Annotated in this window: 21 protein-coding genes; 16 read left to right on the forward strand and 5 right to left on the reverse strand. The window is 32.6% G+C overall.

What is annotated here, in order from left to right; genetic code table 11:
* Window positions 1-58: 58 nt before the first annotated feature.
* The 5 genes from GQR98_RS09795 (at window position 59) to GQR98_RS09815 (ending at window position 9375) form a co-directional block, all read left to right on the forward strand.
* Window positions 59-3376, forward strand: coding sequence for a SusC/RagA family TonB-linked outer membrane protein (locus GQR98_RS09795; RefSeq protein ID WP_159019337.1), 3318 nt, complete (start codon window positions 59-61; stop codon window positions 3374-3376).
* 3 nt (window positions 3377-3379) lie between these two features.
* A complete protein-coding gene (locus GQR98_RS09800; protein WP_159019338.1) occupies window positions 3380-4804 on the forward strand; it encodes a RagB/SusD family nutrient uptake outer membrane protein in 1425 nt (474 codons plus the stop codon).
* Between the two features lie 24 nt (window positions 4805-4828).
* Window positions 4829-5779, forward strand: a complete 951-nt coding sequence (locus tag GQR98_RS09805; RefSeq protein ID WP_159019339.1) for a substrate import-associated zinc metallohydrolase lipoprotein — start codon at window positions 4829-4831, stop codon at window positions 5777-5779.
* A 44-nt stretch (window positions 5780-5823) separates the two neighbouring features.
* A complete protein-coding gene (locus GQR98_RS09810; RefSeq protein ID WP_159019340.1) occupies window positions 5824-7137 on the forward strand; it encodes a DUF4302 domain-containing protein in 1314 nt (437 codons plus the stop codon).
* A gap of 267 nt (window positions 7138-7404) precedes the next feature.
* The gene (locus GQR98_RS09815; protein ID WP_159019341.1) at window positions 7405-9375 is read left to right on the forward strand and encodes a putative porin; all 1971 of its coding nucleotides are present in this window, start codon (window positions 7405-7407) and stop codon (window positions 9373-9375) included.
* A gap of 40 nt (window positions 9376-9415) precedes the next feature.
* On the opposite strand, the gene GQR98_RS09820 is transcribed toward GQR98_RS09815, so the two are convergent.
* The 5 genes from GQR98_RS09820 to GQR98_RS09840 are packed head-to-tail and all read right to left on the reverse strand — an operon-like array spanning window position 9416 to window position 15037.
* On the reverse strand, window positions 9416-10906 hold the full coding sequence (locus GQR98_RS09820) for a cellulose synthase family protein (RefSeq protein WP_159019342.1): 1491 nt from the start codon (window positions 10904-10906) through the stop codon (window positions 9416-9418).
* Window positions 10903-11595, reverse strand: a complete 693-nt coding sequence (locus GQR98_RS09825) for a glycosyltransferase family 2 protein (protein ID WP_159019343.1) — start codon at window positions 11593-11595, stop codon at window positions 10903-10905. Before GQR98_RS09825 ends, GQR98_RS09820 begins: the two co-directional genes overlap by 4 nt.
* Window positions 11592-12068, reverse strand: a complete 477-nt coding sequence (locus tag GQR98_RS09830; protein ID WP_159019344.1) for a toxin-antitoxin system YwqK family antitoxin — start codon at window positions 12066-12068, stop codon at window positions 11592-11594. The genes GQR98_RS09825 and GQR98_RS09830 overlap by 4 nt, the downstream gene beginning before the upstream one ends.
* Window positions 12068-13690 carry a 4Fe-4S binding protein gene (locus GQR98_RS09835; RefSeq protein WP_159019345.1) on the reverse strand — a complete coding sequence of 541 codons (1623 nt, stop codon included), beginning with the start codon at window positions 13688-13690 and terminating at the stop codon, window positions 12068-12070. The genes GQR98_RS09830 and GQR98_RS09835 overlap by 1 nt, the downstream gene beginning before the upstream one ends.
* Window positions 13691-13693: 3 nt before the next feature.
* Complete coding sequence (locus tag GQR98_RS09840; RefSeq protein ID WP_159019346.1) at window positions 13694-15037, reverse strand: NAD(P)/FAD-dependent oxidoreductase; 1344 nt, start codon at window positions 15035-15037, stop codon at window positions 13694-13696.
* Between the two features lie 204 nt (window positions 15038-15241).
* On the opposite strand from GQR98_RS09840, the gene GQR98_RS09845 reads away from it, so the two are divergent.
* The 11 genes from GQR98_RS09845 (at window position 15242) to GQR98_RS09895 (ending at window position 23698) form a co-directional block, all read left to right on the forward strand.
* Window positions 15242-15958, forward strand: a complete 717-nt coding sequence (locus tag GQR98_RS09845; RefSeq protein ID WP_159019347.1) for a DUF547 domain-containing protein — start codon at window positions 15242-15244, stop codon at window positions 15956-15958.
* A 20-nt stretch (window positions 15959-15978) separates the two neighbouring features.
* A complete protein-coding gene (locus GQR98_RS09850; protein ID WP_159019348.1) occupies window positions 15979-16863 on the forward strand; it encodes a hypothetical protein in 885 nt (294 codons plus the stop codon).
* A 37-nt stretch (window positions 16864-16900) separates the two neighbouring features.
* On the forward strand, window positions 16901-17908 hold the full coding sequence (locus GQR98_RS09855; RefSeq protein WP_199270182.1) for a glycoside hydrolase family 113: 1008 nt from the start codon (window positions 16901-16903) through the stop codon (window positions 17906-17908).
* On the forward strand, window positions 17892-18641 hold the full coding sequence (locus GQR98_RS09860) for a hypothetical protein (protein ID WP_159019349.1): 750 nt from the start codon (window positions 17892-17894) through the stop codon (window positions 18639-18641). The genes GQR98_RS09855 and GQR98_RS09860 overlap by 17 nt, the downstream gene beginning before the upstream one ends.
* The gene (locus GQR98_RS09865; RefSeq protein WP_159019350.1) at window positions 18641-19900 is read left to right on the forward strand and encodes a POTRA domain-containing protein; all 1260 of its coding nucleotides are present in this window, start codon (window positions 18641-18643) and stop codon (window positions 19898-19900) included. The genes GQR98_RS09860 and GQR98_RS09865 overlap by 1 nt, the downstream gene beginning before the upstream one ends.
* A 148-nt stretch (window positions 19901-20048) precedes the next feature.
* Entirely contained in the window at window positions 20049-20456 is a 408-nt protein-coding gene (locus GQR98_RS09870) for a hypothetical protein (RefSeq protein ID WP_159019351.1), read from the forward strand.
* A gap of 162 nt (window positions 20457-20618) precedes the next feature.
* Window positions 20619-21023 carry a hypothetical protein gene (locus GQR98_RS09875; RefSeq protein WP_159019352.1) on the forward strand — a complete coding sequence of 135 codons (405 nt, stop codon included), beginning with the start codon at window positions 20619-20621 and terminating at the stop codon, window positions 21021-21023.
* A gap of 153 nt (window positions 21024-21176) precedes the next feature.
* Window positions 21177-21857 carry a hypothetical protein gene (locus GQR98_RS09880; RefSeq protein WP_159019353.1) on the forward strand — a complete coding sequence of 227 codons (681 nt, stop codon included), beginning with the start codon at window positions 21177-21179 and terminating at the stop codon, window positions 21855-21857.
* A 566-nt stretch (window positions 21858-22423) separates the two neighbouring features.
* Complete coding sequence (locus tag GQR98_RS09885) at window positions 22424-22636, forward strand: hypothetical protein (protein WP_159019354.1); 213 nt, start codon at window positions 22424-22426, stop codon at window positions 22634-22636.
* A gap of 97 nt (window positions 22637-22733) precedes the next feature.
* Window positions 22734-23327: a hypothetical protein gene (locus tag GQR98_RS09890; RefSeq protein WP_159019355.1), complete on the forward strand. Its 594-nt coding sequence runs from the start codon at window positions 22734-22736 to the stop codon at window positions 23325-23327.
* 218 nt (window positions 23328-23545) lie between these two features.
* Window positions 23546-23698 (forward strand): hypothetical protein, encoded by a 153-nt coding sequence (locus GQR98_RS09895; RefSeq protein WP_159019356.1) that lies wholly within the window; start codon window positions 23546-23548, stop codon window positions 23696-23698.
* Window positions 23699-23769 lie beyond the last annotated feature (71 nt).

A 23769-nucleotide genomic window follows, 5' to 3' on the forward strand; every position in this document is an offset into this window, starting at 1 on the left:
TTGTTTTTTTAAGATTATATTAAGATGTTTGCGATTGACTAACTCAAATATTTATTTTATGAAATTAAAATTGACATGTTTGTTAATGCTATTTATAGTGTTTTCAAATCAGTTCTCTTATGCTCAACAAAAAACGATTTCAGGTGTTATTGCCGATACAAATGGAGTTCCTATTGCTGGAGTTACGGTTATTGTAGAAGGTACTAGCCGCGGAGTTGTTTCGGATTTTGACGGGAACTATGCCATTCATGCAGAAACGGGCGAAGTGTTAAAAACGACCTTCGTAGGTTTAACTACGCAAAAAATTACAGTGGGTGCTTCCGATACTATCAATATCGTGATGACGGAAGATGTTGAAAGTTTGGATGCCGTAGTAATTACAGGTTATCAAAAAATTGACAGAAAGCTTTTTACGGGTTCTGCGGCAACAGTAAAACTCGAAGATGTAAAACTTGATGGTATTGCTGATGTAAGTAGAGCTCTACAAGGACAGGTTGCAGGGGTTGAAATTCAGAATGTATCAGGAACATTTGGTACAGCTCCAGTTATTAGGATTAGGGGTAATGCTTCTATTAATGGTACAAACAAACCTTTATGGGTTATTGATGGGGTAATTCTTGAAGATGCTATTGAAATTTCTAATGAAGATATATCTTCTGGTAACTTAGATACTATTTTAAGTTCCTCTACAGCAGGTATTAATCCGGAAGATGTCGAGTCTTTCCAGGTTTTAAAAGATGCTTCTGCTACGGCATTGTACGGGGCAAGAGCTTTAAATGGTGTAATTGTAATTACTACTAAAAGAGGTAAAACAGGAAAACCTTCAATAAACTTTACATCAAGTTTAACAAGCCGTGCTAAACCTAACTACGATCAGTTTAACTTTTTAAGTTCTGGTGATGAAATGTCTGTTTATCAAGAATTATACGAAAAAGGTTGGATCGATATTGCTGGTGCTAATAGTGCAGCAAACCACGGTGTGTTTTCAGATATGTTTAAGAAAATTGTGGATGGAGAAATTACTTGGGGACCAGGTGGTTCGCCTAACTACGAATACCTTCAGCGTTATGCAGATGCAAATACCGATTGGTTTGATGTATTGTTTAAAGATTCATTTATTAGAACTAATAGTTTTAGTATTTCTTCGGGAACAGATACCTCAAGATATAGAGCTTCTGTAAGTTCAATGGTAGACGAAGGGCAAACTGTTGCAGATGATGTGAAAAACTACACAGCTAATTTAAATGCAGATTTCGATTTATCGGATAAATTCACTTTAGGATTTAAAGTTACAGGAAATGTTAGAGATCAAAGAATTGCAGCTTCTGAAGACAGAGAGTACAATGCATTAACAGGTGTTTTCGAAAGAAATTTTGATATTAACCCATTTAATTATGCATTATATACAAGTAGAAGTATTACACCTTATGATGAAAATGGAGATCGCCAATTTTTTAGAAGAAGTTATGCGCCATTTAATATTTTACACGAAGTAGAAAATAATTATGTAGACTTAAATCTTGTTGATCTATCATTCAATACGAATTTAAAATTTAAAATTACTGAAGATTTAAATTTTACAACTGTATTAAACGGTCGTTGGTATAAAAGTGATGCGGTACAAACAGTACATGAAAACTCGAATAATGCTGAGGCTTATAGAGCAGATAACCCACTAATAAGAAATAGTAATATCTTTTTGTTTGATGATCCAGATGCACCAGAATTAGAACCTTATTCAGTTTTGCCTAATGGTGGTTTTAGAAAAACAACAAGTTTTGGTTTAACAAGTTATTATATGAGAAATCAGTTTGATTACTCTAAAACGTTTGGAGGTTTACATACAGTAAGTGCTTTACTTGCGCAAGAAATGAGATCTAGCGAAAGAATAACTGAGAAAAATGATGGTTGGGGATATATGTTTGATAAAGGTGGATTAATTTTAAGTGATCCAAACTTTATTAGATTCTTAGATAGCCGTGGTGAAGAATATTTTGATGTTGTAGAAACTAGACAAAGAGGTTGGGGTATGTTCTCTAATGTAGCTTATTCTTACGATTCTAGATATGTAATAAACGGTACTTACACTTATACAGGGGATAATAGAACAGGGAATTCGCGAGCGGCACGTTACTTACCAACATGGAATGTTAGTGGTGCTTGGAATATACATAACGAAAGTTTTATGGATAATGTGGATTGGGTTAATTTATTAAAACTTAAATCAACTTATGGTCTTTCTGGAAGTAATCCTTTTAATGCTAGTGCTGGTTTAATTGTTTACGGAGAAGAGCCTTTGCGTCCGCAAGCATCAGAAAGAGAAGTTGCATTACTAATAGATCAATTAGAAAATGGAGAATTAACTTTCGAAAAATTATATGAATGGAATATCGGTTTAGAATCTTCGTTTTTCAATAATCGCGTTGGTATTGAATTGGAATACTACAAAAGAAAATCTGAAGATTTAATTGGTTTTATTGAAACTAATGGTGTTGGTGGTCAGTCTCTTAAGTTGGGTAATATTGGTGATATGGACCGTGATGGATATGAAATTACATTAAGAACTACAAATATAGTTACACCTAACTTTAGATGGACATCTAATTTTAACTTTAGTCATTCTACAAGTGAAATTACTAATTGGCAAGCTCAAGATCGTATTGGAGATGCAATAAGTCGTAACGGAGCTAATATTGAGGGATATCCGGTAAACGCATTATTTTCTGTTCCTTTTGCAGGGTTAGATTCAAACGGGATACCTACATTTTATGATGAAGACGGAGGGATTATTCAAGATCTTAACCTACAAGAAAGAGAAGATATTACAAAGTATTTAAAATACGAAGGTCCAACGGAACCTACATTTTTTGGAGGATTTAACAATACTTTTAATTACAAAAACTTGTCTTTAACAGCTGGATTCTCTTATAGAGGTGGTAATAAAATTAGACTGGATGATGCTTATCAAGCGACATACGATGATTATAGTTCACTTCCTGGAGATTTAATAAATAGATGGTCTTTACCGGGAGATGAAAATATAACAAACATACCTGCTATTTTATCTGAGATTGCAAGTCAAAACCTAGATAATCAGGGGTTAAATCCATACGATCTTTATAACAAAAGTGATCTTAGGGTGGCCGATGGAGATTTTGTTAGATTAAAAAATGTTAAGTTAACTTACAGATTGCCTCAAAGTTTTATTCAAAGAACATGGTTAAAGTCTGCAACGGCTAGTTTCTCTGCATATAACTTATGGTTAATTTATTCTGATGATAAATTAAACGGTATCGATCCAGAATTTTTCCAATCAGGTGGTGTGTCTTTGCCATTAACAAAAAGTTACACATTCACTCTTAATTTTAATTTTTAGACTATGAAAAAGAATTTAATTATAATAATAGCTATTGTTTCATTCTTTGGTTGTGACGAATATCTTGACACAGTGCCAGATAATAGACAAACTGTTACAACATTAGATGATGTGTCCGAATTATTGGTTTCTGCCTATTCAGAAGGGACATATAATTTTGTTGAATGGAAAACGGATAATGTAACAGCAATTCCAGATAACGATCAATTAGACTGGATGACAGAAAATTATCAATATGTTCCTGCAGTCTCAAGTGAAGAGCAAGATACTCCAACCTATTTTTGGGAAAAAAATTATCAAGCAATAGCCCATGCAAATCAAGCTTTGGAAGCTTTAGATGCAATTATAGAAGGAGACGCTAGTTATGCCAATGCACTTAGAGGAGAAGCATTAATGTCTAGAGCGTATCACCACTTTATGTTAGCAAACGTTTTTTGCCAGCACTATAATGATACAAATAAAGGTGAGTTAGGCATACCATATATTACTGCGCCAGAAACGGAATTACAAGTAAGTTATGAAAGAGGCACTTTAGAGGAAACTTATAATATGATTGAAAGTGATATGCTAGAAGCCTTACCTTTAATTGCCGATACGTATTATTCAGGTACAGGGAAATATCATTTTACAAAAGCAGCAGCTAATGCTTTTGCATCTCGTTTTTATTTGTTTACTGGTGAATATCAAAAATGTATCGATTATTCTAATGAAGTTTTAGGTAGCGGTGTTATTAATACAACTTATGTAAAAGATATGGACGATGTGTTTACAGGAACATCATCTACAGAAATAGCCGATCAATTTAATGAAATAAATGATCCATCTAATATTTTTGTTGTTCGTAAAGAAAGTTTTTCAAACAGATATTACAGAGGTTATAGAATGAATACTGCAATATTTGATGCTGTTGTACGAAGCAGTATCCAAGGTGGTGGAGATAAACGAGATTTACTTTACAACTACGGTACACAAGCGAGACAGCAACCAAAGTATAATGAGCTTTTTGAATATACCACATCTACAACTGGTTTTGGTTATATAATTATGACGCAAATTAGAGGGGAAGAAGTTATTTTAAACAGAATGGAATCTTATGTTCGATTAAATAGACTGGATGATGCTTTAAACGATTATAATGTTTTTGCTTTAAGAAGGTATGATAATGGTGGGCAACTAACAGTCGCAGAAATCACTGCTGGTTTCGGAGGCACAGAGCAAGAAGCGATGTTAGATTTTGTTCTTCTAGAACGAAGAAAGGAATTTTTAGCCGAAGGTTTAAGATGGTTTGATGTTAAGCGACTAAGTCTAGAAGTTACACATACCGATGTAAACGGTGATGAATTTGTTTTAGGTGAAGAGGATTTGAGAAAAGCAATTCAAATACCTTCTAAATCTGTTGCTAATGGCATTGAAGCTAACCCAAGATAATATAACGACAAAAAGAAATTTTATATGAAAAATATATTAAAATCAATAGTACTCATGTTATCGATAGCATTGTTTTATCAATGTGTGTCCGATGACGCTAATACGAACTATGTAGCTCCTAGCGATCCAGATGTTTCGAGTGAGAACGATCAGTTTTTATACGATAATAATGGAGAAAGTATGTTTGAACTTTATGGAACAGCTGTTCGATGGAGATGGAATGATAATTTTATAGATCCATCGGAAAGAGCAACACCAATTGATGCAGATTTAGTAATACCTGCCACTAAAATGATTGATTATTTATGGGCAGATTCTTATGCGTCTACAGGAGATGATGCTACAGCCTTTATTGAAGAATTATTTCCAGCAGAAATAGTATACATGGGATCATATATTTATAATGACGATGGTACCATAAAATTAGGTTTTGCAGAGGGTGGAGCTAGAGTAACTATTTTAAATATGAATGCTCTAGATTTTCAAAATAGAAGCTGGATGGCAGATCCAAGTGGAGGTGTTTTAGCAACTTTACATCACGAGTTTTCTCATATTGTTCATCAAACTTATGGAATACCTGTTGGTTTCAATACTATTTCAGAATCTTACTTAGGTAATGGGTGGAGTAATGGAGTTACTAGAGATGATGCTATTAAATTAGGTATGGTTAGAAATTATGGAACTTTAAATGAGTTTGAAGATTTTTGTGAAATTATTTCTCATTTCTTAGTTGTAGATGAAGATACGTTTAATGAAGATTTTATTACTCAAGAAGACTGTTCTACGTATACAACATCAGATGCTATTGTAAACTGTAGAGAGTTGAATGAAGGTCGTCAACTTATTGCTCAAAAAGTTGATTTAGTAGTCGATTTTTATGAGAGTAACTTTAATGTAGATCTATTAGCTGTTAAGGAAACTGTACAAACAAGGTTAGATAAAGTAATAGAAATTAATGGAATTCCTGAAGATTAAAATATATTACTTTAATCATTTAAGGATAATAAAAAATATAAAAAATGAAGAAATTAAATAAATTACTAGCGTCTTTAGGTGTTTTTATCTTGTTACTAGTTGTAACTTCTTGTTCAGAGAACGAGGTAGAACCTCTTTTTGACCAATCAATTAACGAACGGACGGATGCACTAACTTCAGAGTACGTAGATGTGCTTACTGCTCCAGAAAATGGATGGATTGGTTATTATTCGCCAAATGCAAATTTTGGAGCTTACACTATGCTTATTGATTTTGAAACTAATGGTGATGTTACTGTAGATTCAGATTATGAAGCTGGAGCGTATAATAATACACTAACCTATCGCTTAGGTAAAACTTTAAAAATAGAATTAGTATTCGAATCAACTTCTGCATTTAGTGAAATATTCTCATTGTATAATAACAATAACGGTGGTGAATTTGTATTTAATATTTTATCAGCAACAGAAGATGAAGTTGTTTTAGAAAGTAAATTAGATTACGGTGATGATGTAACAATTTTAACTCTAAACAGAGCTAGTGTAGAAGATTTGGATTTAACAAATATCTATGCATCTGTTACCAATATAGCTACCAATTTTACTGAAAGTTCTTTTAGAAATGTTTTATTGAATGATGAGACTATAGCTTCTTTCGATTTTGATTCAGAATCTAGAATAGCAACTATTTCTTATTTTGATGAAAATGGAGATTTTCAATCTATAACGTCTCCAATTGTAATTACGGCAGAAGGCTTTTATTTTTTAAACGAAGTAGAAGTTAATGGAACGTTGCTTACTAGTTTTGTTTTTGATGAAGATGATTTAATTTATGTTAACGATGCCGATGGATTAAAAATTGTTTATCAAGATATTCCAGGCCCATTAAAACCATACGATTTTGGACTTGATGGAAATGGAAGATATAATTATTTAGAACTAGAAAAATCGAGTACTAAGTTTAATAATTTCTGGTTAGACGAGCAGTGGGAATTTTACGTGGGTACAGGCTATGTATATTACACTTCTACATACTACTTACGTGATTTAGATAGTAGCTTGTCATATATACAATTCTATATTGCAGATGGAGCTACAGGGGATTTAGCTTATACTGTTTGGTATGATTTTACTTATGAAATAAAAGAGGATGGTAAAGTCTATTTTACATTAACAGGAGATACCAATGCATCAGCAGAGGATGATGCTCTATTAGTTGATCTAATCGAAGTTATATTAGGTAGTGAGTCTGGTTATTATATTGCAGATACTGGAGGTTTGCTAGCCTATTCTAATGGGACGTTCTCATTAATTAATGCAGACGAGCCTACATATAATACTAATTATTACGATTTTTAAAATTATATATTAATTCTATAAAAGAAACGCTCTAAGTTAATTTTAATTTAGAGCGTTTTTTATTACGAAATGTTTTAAATTATTATTGCTCCTTTAGACCGGCATAGTTAATTTGAAAAGCCGATTAATTTAATTTTAATCGGCTTTTTTATTAATAAAAAGAAGTAATAAATAATTATCAGCATTTTTAAGCGTTATCATATTTTGTATTTACATTTGCAGCGGTAATATTTGCGAAAGTAAAACCAAAGCAAGATTTTTGTATTTATGAATAAATTAGTTCTATCATTTCTTTTTTTGTTGGTGTTTAATGTATTAAACGCCCAAATTTCTAGACAAGAATTTCAAGAAGGAAGAGGAGGTTCAAAAAAAAGCACAGATAGCACAAGTACCAGGAAAAGTAATTCTGAAGGCGGGAAAAAAGATAAAGAAGAGAAACCGAAAATTCAGGACTACCTTATCATCTCTCACGAAAACGATACAACATTCGTAGATACAACGCTATCTATAAAAAAAGATTATAGATTCAATTATTTAAGAAAAGATAATTTCGGTTTAATAGCCTTTTCAAACTTAGGTCAAACTTACAATAGCTTAACTTATAATTTTCAAAACACCGATTTAGTGCCAAATTTGGGTGCACGCGCTAGGCATTTCAATTACATGGAAATTGAAGATATTAATTACTACCGCGTACCAACACCGTTAACAGAATTAATGTATAAAACAGCCTTTGAACAAGGGCAGTTACTCGATGCATTTTTTACTGTAAATACAAGTCCGCGTTTTAATTTTTCCATAGCCTATAAAGGCATGCGTTCCATTGGTAAATACCAACACATTATTACAAGTACAGGTAACTTTAGGTTTACATCAAATTATCGGTCTGAGAATGATAGATACCAAGCACGCGGCCATATTGTAACCCAAGATTTATACAACGAGGAAAACGGAGGGCTTCAAGATGAGAGTGTTGAGTATTTTGAGTCTGGTGATGAGGAATTTATAGATCGATCTATTCTAGAAGTGAACTTCGAAGATGCCGAAAGTATGCTAAAAGCAAAGCGTTTTCATTTAGAACACAAATATGCTTTTATAAATCAAAAAGACTCATTGTCTCGTAATAATTTAAGTTTAGGTCAAGTTGTTTCGTTTGAAGATAAGTATTTTGAATACAGCCAATCTAGTGCCGAAACCGATATTTTTGGTGAAGCTTTTAAAAGTTCAAGTTTACAAGATCGTGCAACTTTAGAACATTTTCACAATCAATTTCAATTAAATTATAGCAACAATATTCTTGGTGATGTACAGTTCAATTTAGGTTATGATAATTATAATTACGGTTATGATAAAATCGTTGTTCTAAACGGGACTACAATAACCAACCGTATTAAAGGTGATATTCTATCGGCTGGTGGAAAATACCATAAACAATACAAAGGTTTCGATCTTTTAGGTGAAGTAGGATTAAACGTGTCTGGAGATTTTGATGGAAACTTTTTGAAGGCTCAGGCTAGTTTCAAATTAAACGATGATATCAAAGCTATTGCATCGCTTAATCATAGCTCTAAAGCACCAAATTTCAACTTCTTGCTGTTTCAAAGTGATTATTTAAACTACAACTGGATAAATAATTTTAATAATACAGAAACGCAACAATTGGCTTTCGAATTAAAATCGGATAAACTAGTTAACTTGAGTGTCGATTATTCTACCATTAGTGACTATGCTTATTTCCATTTAGATGAAACAACTCAGTTGGTAGCGCCAACACAATACAGTGGCACTATAAATTATTTAAGAGCTAAGCTGGATAAAGAAATTAAAGTCGGAAAGTTTGCTTTAAATAATACCTTTATGTACCAAAATGTTACAAATGGTGAAGGTGTTTTAAATGTACCTGAATTAAACTTACGTAGCACACTCTATTATTCTAGCCATTTGTTTAAAAAGGCGTTGTTTCTTCAAACAGGTGTAACCTTAAATTATTTCTCAAAGTACAACATGAATGCTTACGATCCTGTTTTAGCGGAGTTTTATGTGCAAAACGAACAAGAGATAGGGGAGTTTCCTAGGTTAGATTTCTTCTTAAATGCTAAAATACGTCAAACTCGAATCTATTTAAAAGCAGAACATTTTAATGCAGCCTTTACAGGGTACGATTATTATTCGGCACCTAATTATCCGTATCGAGATTTCTCAATACGTTTTGGTGTGGTTTGGAATTTCTTTTTATAAGAAAGGTTTATTGTTATAAAATTTCAGCTAAAGCTTCAAATTAAACTTTAGAAACTAACGATTTTATAAACACAAATCCGAAGCCTAAAAATAGCATCAGGTGAAAAGGGAAGAGCCCAAAATCGCCTCCTTGGTTACCAACAATAAAAGCACTGTACATACCAAAACCGAAGTAAGCCATAAGTAGGCCTTCAAAAATAACGTTGATAGATACTGTTTTCTTTATGTATTGGTTAGTTTTTAAGTTGTCTTTAAACTTACTAATGTTGAATTTTGGCGTACGTACAAATTCACTTTTCTTACCAATATGGCCCTCTATTACAGCAATAGTATTGTGTAGTGAAAAGCCCATAGCTATTGAGAAAAAAACAAAGAACATGGCTATATAATTTACAAAGTTCTTTACGCCACCACCATAGATGTTTTTATACATTACCCAATAGCAAATAAAAAATATTAGCGTACTTATTACAAAGAAACTCATTACAATAAAATACGTTTTTAAGTGTGCGTATTCATTCTTTATGTAAAGCATTGGTATACTTAAAATAGCAACTAATAAAATATTTAAAAACATGGTGCTGTTTAGTAAATGCAACAAGCCGTGTATTTTTGTTTTAGTCGAAATGTTTTTGCTTTTAAGAACACGCCATTTCATTTTCTTAAAATTTTCTGCTCCACCTTTATTCCATCTAAACTGTTGCGAACGTGCGGCACTAATAACAACTGGAAGTTCTGCAGGAGTTTCTACATCTTCTAAATACTTAAATTTCCAGTTTTTAAGTTGTGCACGGTAACTTAAATCTAAATCTTCAGTTAAGGTATCACCTTCCCAGTTTCCTGCGTCGAGAATACAAGCTTTACGCCATAAACCAGCAGTACCATTAAAGTTAATAAAGTGCCCTTTACTGTTTCGTCCCACTTGTTCTAGAGTAAAATGCGCATCTAGAGCAAAGGCTTGTATTTTAGTAAGTATAGAGTAATTTCTATTGATGTGTCCCCAACGGGTTTGTACAACACCAATTTCAGAATCTTTAAAATAAGGAACCGTTTGTTTTAACCAGTCTTTTTTAGGAAGAAAATCAGAATCGAAAATGGCAATAAACTCACCTTTAGCAATTTCTAAGCCTTCTTTTAAGGCACCTGCTTTAAACCCGACTCTATTTGTACGGGTAATGTGTTTAATATCTAAACCTGTTGCTTTAAGTGCTTCTACTTGAGCTCTTGTAGTTTCGACGGTTTCATCTGTAGAATCGTCTAAAACCTGAATTTCTAATTTGTCATTTGGATAATCAATTTCTGCTATATTATCCAGTAACCGCTGCATAACATACATTTCATTGTAAACAGGAAGTTGTATGGTAACATAAGGAATTTCATCAGGATTGGATAAATCGAATTTTACAGATTTATCGGTTTTTCTTTTTGCCGATAAGTAATTGAAAAGTAAGTTAAGTTGTGCCAATGCATACATTAAAATAAGTAGTAATGCAATGGTGTAAATTGTAATTATTATGCTCTCTAAAATCATTTCTTTATGCTGTATTTAAAAATCCATCCCAAGATTTTTGCGCCTGCAAATATAGCTCCTTTTACCGTACCAGACACTTTTGAGACGCCTATTCTGTTTCTATAATTAACAGGGATTTCTGTGTAAGATAATTTTTGCTTTAAAGCCTTTAGTTGCATCTCTACAGTCCAACCGTAAGTTTTATCCTCCATGTTAAGAGCTAGTAACTTATTGTATTTTATGGCTCTAAATGGTCCGAGATCTGTAAATTTAGCGTTAAAAAACAAGCTCATTAAGGTTGTTGCTAGCCAATTTCCAAAAATTTGTGGCATAGTCATCGACCCAACTTCTCTTAATTCTTTTATACGGGCTCCAATAACAAAATCTAAATTATCATTAATTATAGGTGCAACTATTTTAGTAAGCTCCTCTGGGTAATCGCTATAATCACCATCTAGAAACACAATAATATCTGGTTTTTTAGTTTGGTTAGCAATATACTCCATGCCTTTTAAACAAGCATATCCATAACCTTTATTTGTTTCTTTTAAAACGGTAGCACCTGCATTTCTCGCATTAATTTCTGTATCATCCGTAGAGTTGTTGCTTACCACAATAACTTCGTTAACAATTTCAGGAATGGCTTTAATAACGTGTGTAATGGAATCTGCTTCGTTGTAAGCAGGAATTATGACTTTTATTTGGGTCATCTTAAATTAAGTAGGTTGTTTTCTTTTTTAAAATCTTTTAGGTTGTACCATTCTTTAATTTTTTTACCAGCATTGTATTTGCTAGCAGAAATAATATCGCCGTTTTTATACTTTAAGCAATACCCATTTTTCTGATTAAATTTAAGTTGACACTTGTGGTTAACCTGTCCTGAATGGTCATAAAACACCCACCAATTTGTTTTTTTTCCGTTAACAAAGTGGCCTTCGCTTTCTTTTAATCCATTTGGGGCGTAAAAATACCAATATTCTATAGGATTATTGTTTGAAAAATGACCTTCTTTTTTAATTTGACCATTATCGTAGTAAAATTTCCAATAATCTTCTTTTTTATCCTGCTTAACCCAGCCTTCAGATTCTAAACTTCCGTTTTCGTAAAATGTTTTTACATAAGTCTCATTGTCAAAACTATTGAAAGACATAGAAACTAAAAGCAGGTAGCAGATATATTTCATTATTTTTTATTTACTAAATCCATTAAATCAACATCGTTACCAAGTAAAACATCTGTTGGATTTATACGGCCTTCTTCTGGTCCGTTTTCTAATTTTAAAACACCTCTTGGGCAAACAGCAGAACAAACTCCACAACCTACACAACTAGAGCGCACAATGTTTTCTCCTTTTTGTGCATAAGCTCTAACATCAATACCTTGCTCGCAGTAAGTAGAACAGTTTCCACAAGAAATACATTGTCCTCCGTTTGTAGTAATTCTAAATCTAGATTTAAAACGTTGTACAAAACCTAAATATGCAGCTAAAGGGCATCCAAAACGACACCAAACACGGTTACCGAAAATAGGGTAGAAGCCTGTACCAATTACACCAGCGAATATAGAACCGATTAAAAAGCCATAAATATCTTGTATGGTTTGTGTTTTAATACCTAATACTTGGCCTTCTCCAGAAAAGAAGGTGTAAAGGGCAAAACCGGTCATGACTAAAACAAAAATTAAAACAGAATGAATTATAATACGTTCTACTCTCCATGATAATAATGTTTTACTAGAAAGTTGTCTGTATGGATCTCCTAATGTTTCGGCTAAACCTCCACAACCACAAACCCAAGAGCAATACCATCTTTTTCCGAAGAAATAAACCATTACCGGTACTACTACAATAGTTAAAACAATACCCCAAACTAAAATGAATAAACCAAAAGCACCACTAGCAAGAAGTTCTTCTAAATTCCATCTGAAGAAAAAATCGTAATCTAAAGGGAAGGCATTTTTGAAATCGTACCAAGGTTTCTCAAAACGCACTAAAATTTCTGGAATTAAGAAAGCAAATACAATTTGAAAGAATAAAACAGATGTTGTTCTTAATATTTGATATTTGTTATGGCGGTATTTAATATACATTCTAACGGCCATTACCGACATTACTGTACAGTATAAAAAGCCATATAAAAACCATTGACTTGCAAGATTACCACTTATAGAATTACTAATAGGGTCTACTAAATATACCCAGTTTACAATATAGTCAGGAAAGAAATAAAGTAGAATGTAAAATGTAACTAAAAAGATAAAGGCAAACCAACCAATCCAACCACGGTTTGTGGCAGCATTCAGAAAAACACCATTGTTTTTAATACCAGGTTTTCCTAGCAAAATAACATCAGGAACTATATACATAAGTGCACCAATAATAGCTAAGCCAAACGTTAGAAACCACATAAGGCCAGTGCTATCTGGAGCAGGACCTTTTCCTGCTGATTTAGCTAATGAAAAACTTAAACTATGGGGTTTTCCTGAGATTTTATATTGAAATTGTTTTCCTTTTTCGTCCCAATTTTTTTCAGCATCATACTTTGCTATAAGATCGTCATAATGATTGTTAGATGTAGCATATGCATTTCTAACCGCACTAGAAAACTGAAAAATGTTTAAATCGTTAGAGGTAACAACAGCTTTTTGTAGAGCTTCACCTATAACTTCACTTTTATAATTTTGCTCTTTTAAAAACGTATCTAACTCAGCTTGTTTTAAACTGAAAGAACCTGTGAAAATGGTTCCTATAAATACGGCAAGTCCTAATAGAAAAAGGACTAAACCGGTTTGTTTTATTGCTTTCATACCTTATGCTTTGCTAAAAATACGTTTCCAGCTTTTCTTTTTTAATTGAATGTTAGTGTTGTTTTCTTGGTTGAATTTTGCAACGATTTCCTTTTCGTGAAGTTTGTAAAATTCAGGATCGAAATTAGCATCGGCTAAATGTTCTAAAACATAATCTACCGTGCGTTTTTCATTTAAAATCTTGTCGAAAAATTCGTGACGCATTCGGATTCCGAAGTTGTTAATACCAATAAATTCTCGAGTGGTTTTATCATAATTAATATGAATACATTTTTTACCATCCTCATGTTCCCAGTAAAAACGAGATTCATGCTCTTTGGCTTGTGCCCAAACCCAACCATAAGTTTGGTATTCTATATCAATAAACTTGGCAGAGTTAAACCAATGTCCAGGTTTATATTGTGTTTTATTATCGCAAATAGTTTGTGCTAAGGTTTCTCCCATCATACGGCCAGTATACCAAACCGCTTCAATAGGGCGACGTTGGTCAATACCTTCATGTTGCTCAGCACAATCACCTATGGCGTAAATACCTTCAACGTTAGTTTCTAGGTAACGATTCACTTTTACACCTCGCCCAATTTCAATTCCAGAATCTCTTATAAAATCTATGTTTGGAGAAACACCAGCTGTTAAGCCAACCACGTTACAAGGTAGTTCTTCTCCTGTTTCGTCTATAATAACCGATTTAACATTACCGTTCTCATCGGCAACTATTTCTTTTAAGTTGGTAGAAAGCCGTAAATCGATACCGCTACTTAAAATTTCTCGGTTTATCATATTGCTTTCACCTTCAGGTAAAACACCATTCCAAAAACTATTCTCTCGTACTAAGAAAGTTACAGGAATATGTCGTGAGTGTAGCATTTCAGCCATTTCAATACCAATTAATCCACCTCCAACAATTACGGCACGTTTGCACACCTTGTTATTGGGTGCATATTTTTCTAGATTTTCTAAATCTTGCTTATGGTACATGCCCATAACGCCATCTAAATCTTGACCAGGCCAACCAAATTTATTAGGTTTACTTCCGGTAGCTATAATAAGCTTATCGTAGGTTAAAGATGCGCCGTCTTGAAAATGAAGCGTTTTGTTTTCAGTTTCAACTGTTTTAACAAAACCCTTTTTTAATTCTATTCTATTCTTTTTCCAAAACCAATTTTCATAGGGTTGTGTATGTTCAAACGTCATATGCCCCATGTATACGTACATAAGTGCTGTTCGAGAGAAAAAATATTCGGTTTCTGCCGATATAATAGTAATTTTTTTGTCAGAAAGTTTTCTAATGTGTCGCGCTGCGGTAACACCCGAAATTCCATTCCCGATTATAACAATATGTTCCATAATTTTTAGAATTGTGATTCTTTAGGTCGTTTTAAAGATAAGAACTTAACTCAGGGTATTAATTTAGAATGCATTTAAATAATGAAGCCATCTGTAAGGCAAAGCTTAATTATCAGACTTTTCATAAAACTTTTTTAAAGTGTAAGTTGGCTAACAAATTAAAAGAAAGAAGAACCTTTACTTTGTATTATTAAAATTTATAAAATGAAAAAACATATTATTATAGTATTCACCGTGAGCTTATTATCTGTTGCCAGTTTTGCTCAAAACACAAACGAATTCTTTTCTAAAGCCGACGCTTTTTTTAAAACCTATGTAGTTAATGGTAAGGTAGATTATTCTAAAATACACAACGAACCTCAAGCTTTAGATGAGGTTTTAAAATTGGCCGAAGGTATTTCGGTATCAAAAACAGATGCAAATGTTTACCAAGCATTTTGGATAAACGCTTATAATTTATCAGTAATAAAAGGGATTGTAGATAACTATCCGTTAAAGTCGCCTCTAGATAAAAAAGGCTTTTTTGATAAAACAACATATGTTTTAGGTGGTAAAAACACAACGTTAAATAATATAGAACATAAACTTTTACGTGAGGTTTTCAACGATGCTAGATTTCACTTTGTATTAGTTTGTGGCGCTATAGGTTGTCCTCCATTAATAAGTAAAGCGTATTTGCCTAAAACGGTAGATAGCCAAATGACTAAGCAAACTAAAATTGCCCTTAACGGAAGTTTTTTAAAGGTAAATGCTAAAAAGAAACGTGTAGAGGCATCTCAAATTATGGAATGGTATAAAGGCGATTTTACCATGAATGGGAAAAATGAAATTGACTTTATTAACCTTTACAGAACTGAAAAAATAGCTACCGATTTTAAACTGAGTTACTTTCCATATAACTGGAAAACTAACGCGCTTTAATACTAATTTTAAAACACATAATGATGAAAAAAATACTAACAACTATATTATTAACTATATCTTTAGTAGGATTTGCTCAAGAAGATACTACTGAAAATGAAAAAAGTAATATTCAAACCTATACACCATCAAAACTATTAAGTAGTGGCCAATGGGATATTAAATGGTTTAATAATTTATATACAGAAACTAAAGATTTATTTGGACCAAATGGTTCAAAACAAGATATACCGAGAAATACATTTTTTACGTCTACACTAGATGTTTTTACAGGTATTTCAGCTAACAGTAAATTAAATGTTGGTTTGTTATTAGAGTTTCGTTCCAATGTTGTTGGAGGTAGAGACGCTTTAGATGTTTTTAAATTTGATGGAGAAACAAACTCTGCACGTTCCGGTTTAACGTCTTTCGCACCAGCAATAAAATTTAATCCTATTAAGGGTGTTGGTAATTTTACCATTCAAACGGCTTTTCATATTCCTTTAATAGATAATGAAACTGAAAATGGTGTTTTTTTAGATCAAAAAGGATTTATTTTTCAAAACCGGTTCTTCTACGATTATAGTTTTTCTGGTGATAAATGGCAATTATTCTCAGAGCTTAACACAGAGTATAACTTCGGAAAAAAAGAAGATAGTTTTGCAAACAATAGCTTGCGTTTAACACCTGGCGTATTTTTAAGTTATTTCCCAAGTTCTAAATTTACTGTATTAGGGTTGATACAACACTCACAATTAATTGATGCTGGAAATGATTTCTCTCAAGATTTTACAGCACTAGGTGGTGGTTTAAAATATCAATTAACAGATGTTCTCAATGTAGAAACCCTTTATACAGGCTTTGTGAGAGGTAATGATACTGGGCTAGGGCAATCTTTTAACATAGGTTTAAGAGCTTTGTTTTAATGTTTAGTAGTAAATTAGGAGCTAAAAAACTTTTTTAATGAGAAGAAATATGTTCCTGGTTTTACTTACTCTGTTTGTTTTACAGAGTTGTAATGCTCAACCAAAAAAAATAAATGGTGTTAGTTTTGTAGCCTCTCGAGAAGCTATTTCTCAAAAAAATGTAATGCCAGTGGTTAATGTAAATGCCAATTTTGCGGCAGTTATGCCTTTTGGTTTTATTAGAGATATTACGCATCCCGAAATTGCTTTTAATACACAAAGGCAGTGGTTAGGCGAAACTAAAAATGGTGCACAGCAATATGCCGTAGAGCTTCAAAAGCATGATATAAAAATAATGATAAAACCACAAATTTGGGTGAGTCATGGTGTTTATACGGGGCATATTGAAATGGCTACGGAAGCAAACTGGAAAGTTTTCGAACAATCGTACTCTAAATTTATTTTAGAATATGCCAAGTTAGCCGAAGAGGTGAATGCCGATATATTTTGTATTGGTACAGAACTAGAAAAGTTTGTTGCAAACAGACCAGAATACTGGAACAATTTAATTGTAGAAATTAAAAAGATTTATAACGGTAAACTCACTTACGCTGCCAATTGGGATGAGTTTAAACGCACACCTTTTTGGGCACAAATGGATTATATAGGTATAGATGCGTATTTTCCGGTTAGCGGCACCAAAACACCAACAGTTGCGGAGTGTATGGCTAATTGGGGCACGCATAAAGCGGTTATTAAAAGTACATCGGAAACTTATAAAAAACAGATACTATTTACCGAATTTGGTTACCGAAGTGTCGATTTTACGGGTAAAGAACCTTGGCGAAGCGATAGAACTATGGATTCCGTAAACCTAGAAGCGCAGACTAATACGTCTGAAGCTTTGTTTAAAACCTTTTGGATGGAAGATTGGTTTGCTGGAGGGTTTATTTGGAAATGGTTTCATAACCATGAAAAATCAGGTGGAGAAAATAACTCGAGGTTTACGCCACAAAATAAACCTGTAGAACAGTTAATAAAATCTCATTATGAGGCTTATAAGTAATTTAAAACTTTTAATAATATGCTTGTTTATTAGCGCTTGTGATAGCGATGATGGTGTTGAGTTGCCTTTAAATAATAACCTTGTTTTATCTGAAGTTTTAAACCTTAATATCTACGAAAAAGATGCCGTTATAGCTTGTGCGGCCAGCACAGATTATGATGCTAATTTGGTTAATGTTTATTTTTATCCAGAAGCAGGAGCGGAATCTTTTAAATTATATGAAACCGATGTCTTTACAGTAAATGGTGAAGATTTTTCAGAATACAATTTTATTGATTTAGAAACCAAACCACTTTTTAATGGCGCTTTGCGCTTTTTTGAAACCACATCTAATGCTGCTTGGTTTACGGTGGTTTATCAGGTGGGTGATGTTATAAAAGTTGCAACACCTGTTCGGAATAAAAAAAGCAGTCAACCATCGCAGTGGACCGATGAGGTGCTTATTAATCAACAGCAATCAGGAATGCCAATTTTTTCATGGGATGTGCTTTCCGAAGAAAACAATGCTATTTTCTTTGAAGTTTTAACTACAGAGAGTTCCGATTTAGTCTCAGGAACCTATACCTATAACAATCAATTTCAATATTATAAACTCGATAATGTGGTGCTAAATATTACTCCAGATACACCGCCAAATTTAATATCGGGAAATAATTATATATTTACAGTAATGGACGTGAGCTTGGATAATTGGGTAAACCAAGTGATTATGACGCCATTTACTGTCGAATAATGAAAAAAACTTTACTTTTTATTTTATTAATAACCTTTGCTCATGGTGTGGCTCAAAACCATATGGTGGCCGATTTAAAAATTCAGGGGAATAATAAATTAAAAACATCTTTCATTAAAAGTTTAGCGTCTATAAAAGGTGGTAGCATTTTAGATTCAACCATTATAGAGCAAGATATTAAACGATTAAAGCGTTTGCCGTCGGTTGCTCATGCGTATTATCAAGTTTTTTTGTCAGATGATGGTGCTTACAATGTGTTTTATGGCATTGAAGAAAACTTTACCCTTATTCCTTCACTTAATATTTACACTACCGATAACGATGAGTTTGCCTACCGCGTAGGTTTGGCAGAATTTAATGCTTTGGGCAGAAATATTGCCGTTGGTGGTTTTTATCAAAAAGATGTTTTTAATAGTTATGCTTTAAACTTTAGAGCGCCTTATTTGTTTTCTAAACGGTTTGGCTTGGCTTTTAACCTGCAAAGTTTAACGACTTTAGAACCTGTGTTTTTCAATAATACATCGGCTAATTATAGGTATAATAATAAGTCTGTAGAAATCTCTGGTTTGTATGAGTTTAACTTTAGTAATAAGCTCGAAATTGGATTAAATCGTTTTGAGGAAGATTACCAATACCAAAATGGTGAAACTAGCGAAAATGTGCCGCTAGAACTCAATATACCTAAGTGGCTTATAAAGGGGATTTACGATTATAATACGTTAGATTATTTTTATCAATACATTTCCGGATTCCGAAGTCAGTTTAATTTTCAGTTTGTAACCTCTAATCAAGATGGAGTTGATGATTTCTATATAGGCTGGAACGATTTTTTTATTTTCAAACGCGTTGGCGAAAAAGGGAATTGGGCAAATAGAGTTCGGTTGGGTTTAGCATCTAACAACGATACGCCTTTTGCACCGTTTTCTGTAGATAACAATGTTAATATACGTGGCGTAGGGAATACCATAGATAGAGGCACCGGAGTTATTGTTGTGAATACCGAATATCGCCACACACTTTTCGAGAAAGATTGGTTTGTTCTACAGGGTAATGCCTTTATAGATGCTGGTTCTTGGCGAAATCCCGGAGGCGAACTATCCGATTTTAGTAGAAGTGAAAACATGAAACTTTACCCAGGTATTGGGTTGCGGTTTTTTCATAAGAAGATCTATAATGCTGTTTTTAGAATAGATTACGGCTATGGTGTTTCTAAAAACGCCACACAAGGTTTAGTATTTGGTATTGGTCAGTACTTTTAATTTATTGATACTTTACCGTTATTTTTTTAATTGCTGAAGTTGTTTTACGTAAAAAAAAACTTATTTTTATTCGGAAGAAAATTCTTTCGGTATAGAGAGGTGGGATATTTCTATGAATCATATACCTTAGTTGTAGCACATTTGAGCAATGAAAAGAATAATTCTGATTCTGATTTTAATAATTTTCACTTCCTGTGACCCAGGAGTTGTGAATAAATATGTTGTCGAAAACAAAACTGAATCTGAATTAAAAATTGAGTCGATATTGGAATACGGAAATAGGAATTTTACCGAACAAGATTCTGTGAAAATTATCAAACTAAAACCTAAAACGGAATCAATAATTACGGAATATGGCGAAATTGGAAATGCTCACGATAAAGGGATCAATTTTCTTAATGGAATCGATACTATAATTATAAAAATGGATAATCGGACTTTAATCAAGAACATAAATGACCGAAAAAGTTGGGATTTTAAAGTGCTGAATAGCGGACTTTTTTCAATGGATAAAGTGGAATATAAGCTAATATTAACCGAAACTGATTTTGAATAAAAAACGTGCTACAACAATGTATAACCGCAATTACGGCGGATTCGACTACGTCCGAATCCACTCGGAATTGCTAACGCCAGTTATTAACCGAAAATTAACACATATAAACCCGTAACTGACGGTTATACGTAACCGTTACCTGCAAGCTGAAAAACAGAACTTATGAAAAAAATCGGAACATTAATTTTACTGTTAATTTCCTCAAATATATTTGGACAAAACCTCTCTGAATGTGGAATTGACAATAATCCGAAACTCACTCAAGTGGAGTCTGAATATCTGAACGCATATCTGAATGAAAAACTAAACGGATTTGACTTTAAGGACAAAAAAGTGATTTTCATAACTGGGAATAGCGGTAACCGAATTGGAACTAAAATGGAATATTTTGAGCACATAAAAAAGTGGGATGAGAAAAACTCTAAAGTAGCGACTGGTATTGATATTCTGACTAATGAGCAAAAATCGGAATCTGGCGGATACGATGTTATTGTAACTTATTGGGTCAAGGTTTTGACAGAAAAACGGAAAAATAAAATATTAATAGGAATAAAAGCCAACAGGTAACATTGTATAAAAACAATGCTTAGTTTAGTGCTTAATCAAAGGTTAGTGCGCTTTTTCTAGCTTTTGATTTTCTGCGGAAAATCCTTGCATACAAGCTCATAACTATTCTTATAGATAACCGTTGTGTTTCATCTGAAAAACCGATAATAAATAATGTCCTTCAGTAACAGAAAATTCGATTTTTATATTCTCTTTGGAGACAATCCTAAAAGCGGATTCTTATGGACAAAGGAATTTTGGACTTCAAAAACGGAGCCTTTACTCAATCAGATACTAGATTTATCTGCTAATAAAATTGAAACTGGACTAAAAGTACTTGAATATGATTTCAAAAACACAACTGATAAATATCGAGGAGAACTTAAATTCGGACAATTAAAATGGGATAAAAAATCACATAACAAATGGATTTTAGAAAAAAATGACACCAAATTGTTTACGCATTTTGAATCTTGGACACCAAAATGGACAATTTGCGAAAAAAATGATAAATCTCCAGATGTTTTTATTGCTATCTGGAATGAAAGACATTTAGGAGAAGATAGAAATTATCAATTTGATTATTTAATAACCATAGCAATTGCTAAAGATTTGAATAAAGAAACTAAAAGCGTAATAAAGAAGGTTTCTAAATGCCTAAACGCAAAAAAAACTATTTTTTGCGAGAGAACTTGGGGGCGTGGGAAAATTGACAAAAATGAATGCTGGGAATTTAGAAAATGGATACAAGACATTTCTAGTAATGGTATTTATAAAAAAGACGGGAAATTGAATATGCACGAAACTAAATTTGAAAATATTGAATTTGAGCCCTATTGGGAAATTATCGACTAAAAAAAGCCGAACATGCAACACTTTATAAAAATAATTGTGGTTTTGTGCTTAATCAAAGGTCGTTGTTATTTTGTTACGTAAACGTTATTATACTTTAAACTTTTTAATACTCTCGAAAAATGATAAAAAGAAATTTAGCTTCAATATTTGTAATAGCCTCTTGCGTTTTGGGTATATTAAATATTGATTTTTCAAACATTTCGGACCCCAACGAATATTGGCTTTTGATTTTTTCATCGCTAATTATTCTAACATCTATAATATTCACTTTAAATACGGAATCAAAATTTAACAAAAACAAATAAATATGAATTATATAAAAACAGGATTAATCATTTCGACAATTATTATTTTTCTTTCTATAGTGTTTTTAGAGTATGATGTGCTAGGTGTTAATACCATTAAAGATGTTTTGGTAATTCCTGCATTCATTATTAATATAGCTTTGATCTTTAAGGTTTTTAAGAAGAATAAACAAAATAGTGATGTTGTGTAGGCTAATTAAATAAACATACAAACGCAACCTTTTTATCAAAACTTCATCTACAAAGCAAAATCTACTTCCGATGAAAAACTTCCATTTACTTTTAGTATGCGTTACATTAATTTTCCAAAGCTGTAAAAGCGATGATTGTGGAGATTGCTTTACTCCTCCTCATAGTTTTATTTTCGAAATTGTAGACAAAGCGAGTGGCGAAAACGTATTTACCAATGGAACCTATGAGTCTGTTGATATCGAAATAACAGACCGTTTGAATGATAATGAAGGTATTGAGTAGTTTATGTTTATTTCAGAAGATAATATAAATCGAATTCAAATTGGTTCAATAGGTTGGGATACAGGAATTTTATAAAAATAGTATCTTGGGTAAATTTATGGAACGATATATAATTATAATAAGCCTGATTAGTTGCAATTTTGTGAGTGCTCAATTCTTCGATAATAAAGCCTTTTATTCCTCTGGTGAATTAAATTTTGGAAATTACATTGGTGTTGATTTAAATTTAAATTATGTTTATAAAGAAAAGTATTCATTTATAATTGGATATACGGGTAACATTCGCAAGCCTAAATCACAGCCCAGTGATTATACTTCGGGATTAGCCGGAGTGTTTTCTTTTGGTTTGGCTAATCCTCATGACCAGATGGAGAACTATAAAATAGGTGTTGGGAAAATCTATAAGCTCAATGAAAGCGGTACCATTAGGGTTAATATGTCTGTTGGAGTAGGTTACACTACAATAAGAGAACCTGAGAATTGGCAAACAAAATCTGATACTTTTTTTGTAGAGAATTATACATGGAGCTATAAAGCTCAAAATACATTGAGTTTAATTCTTAATCCTAAATTAGAATTTCCGTTTACGAAGTTTTATGGGTTAACAATTTCTCCTATGGTGCAAATAAATAAAGACCGTACATATTTTGGAATAGGAGTAGGACAAATGATTGGGTTGTTAAGACCTTGAAAAAATAATGGAGTAAAAGTTGAGATGTTCTAGTTTTCTCCACGCCAATAAAAACACTCTTCCTCAATACACAACACATTAATTTTACCCCAAAATGATGCAAAATTAACAGATAAATAAGCATACAAATACATCAATTTCAGTGTTTTAAAAAACGGATGATGACTATACCTTTGTAGTGTAAAATATTCCAAAAAACAAGTCCAAATCTTAAAATTATGTTTATATCTCAAGCTTACCACTGTTATCAAGTACTACACGAAGAAAAGAGTTCAATTTCAAAAACGAGTAAACAAGCAAATACCGATGTTAGTTTTTCTCAAAAATTAAAACAAGTGTTTAGTGTTAATAAGCGTGTATTTCAATCGTAATAAATAGTATAATATATATAATGCCCAAATTAGACTGTATGTGTAAAATACAGTTTAATTTGGGCATTTTT

The organism is Algibacter sp. L3A6 (assembly GCF_009796825.1).
Lineage (GTDB): Bacteria > Bacteroidota > Bacteroidia > Flavobacteriales > Flavobacteriaceae > Algibacter.

Bases quoted from the DNA above. Each gene is read 5' to 3' on its own strand.
- GQR98_RS09795 (WP_159019337.1), top strand. From the start codon at position 59: ATGAAATTAAAATTGACATGTTTGTTAATGCTATTTATAGTGTTTTCA.
- GQR98_RS09800 (WP_159019338.1), top strand. From the start codon at position 3,380: ATGAAAAAGAATTTAATTATAATAATAGCTATTGTTTCATTCTTTGGT.
- GQR98_RS09805 (WP_159019339.1), top strand. From the start codon at position 4,829: ATGAAAAATATATTAAAATCAATAGTACTCATGTTATCGATAGCATTG.
- GQR98_RS09810 (WP_159019340.1), top strand. From the start codon at position 5,824: ATGAAGAAATTAAATAAATTACTAGCGTCTTTAGGTGTTTTTATCTTG.
- GQR98_RS09815 (WP_159019341.1), top strand. From the start codon at position 7,405: ATGAATAAATTAGTTCTATCATTTCTTTTTTTGTTGGTGTTTAATGTA.
- GQR98_RS09820 (WP_159019342.1), bottom strand. From the start codon at position 10,906: ATGATTTTAGAGAGCATAATAATTACAATTTACACCATTGCATTACTA.
- GQR98_RS09825 (WP_159019343.1), bottom strand. From the start codon at position 11,595: ATGACCCAAATAAAAGTCATAATTCCTGCTTACAACGAAGCAGATTCC.
- GQR98_RS09830 (WP_159019344.1), bottom strand. From the start codon at position 12,068: ATGAAATATATCTGCTACCTGCTTTTAGTTTCTATGTCTTTCAATAGT.
- GQR98_RS09835 (WP_159019345.1), bottom strand. From the start codon at position 13,690: ATGAAAGCAATAAAACAAACCGGTTTAGTCCTTTTTCTATTAGGACTT.
- GQR98_RS09840 (WP_159019346.1), bottom strand. From the start codon at position 15,037: ATGGAACATATTGTTATAATCGGGAATGGAATTTCGGGTGTTACCGCA.
- GQR98_RS09845 (WP_159019347.1), top strand. From the start codon at position 15,242: ATGAAAAAACATATTATTATAGTATTCACCGTGAGCTTATTATCTGTT.
- GQR98_RS09850 (WP_159019348.1), top strand. From the start codon at position 15,979: ATGATGAAAAAAATACTAACAACTATATTATTAACTATATCTTTAGTA.
- GQR98_RS09855 (WP_199270182.1), top strand. From the start codon at position 16,901: ATGAGAAGAAATATGTTCCTGGTTTTACTTACTCTGTTTGTTTTACAG.
- GQR98_RS09860 (WP_159019349.1), top strand. From the start codon at position 17,892: ATGAGGCTTATAAGTAATTTAAAACTTTTAATAATATGCTTGTTTATT.
- GQR98_RS09865 (WP_159019350.1), top strand. From the start codon at position 18,641: ATGAAAAAAACTTTACTTTTTATTTTATTAATAACCTTTGCTCATGGT.
- GQR98_RS09870 (WP_159019351.1), top strand. From the start codon at position 20,049: ATGAAAAGAATAATTCTGATTCTGATTTTAATAATTTTCACTTCCTGT.
- GQR98_RS09875 (WP_159019352.1), top strand. From the start codon at position 20,619: ATGAAAAAAATCGGAACATTAATTTTACTGTTAATTTCCTCAAATATA.
- GQR98_RS09880 (WP_159019353.1), top strand. From the start codon at position 21,177: ATGTCCTTCAGTAACAGAAAATTCGATTTTTATATTCTCTTTGGAGAC.
- GQR98_RS09885 (WP_159019354.1), top strand. From the start codon at position 22,424: ATGAAAAACTTCCATTTACTTTTAGTATGCGTTACATTAATTTTCCAA.
- GQR98_RS09890 (WP_159019355.1), top strand. From the start codon at position 22,734: ATGGAACGATATATAATTATAATAAGCCTGATTAGTTGCAATTTTGTG.
- GQR98_RS09895 (WP_159019356.1), top strand. From the start codon at position 23,546: ATGTTTATATCTCAAGCTTACCACTGTTATCAAGTACTACACGAAGAA.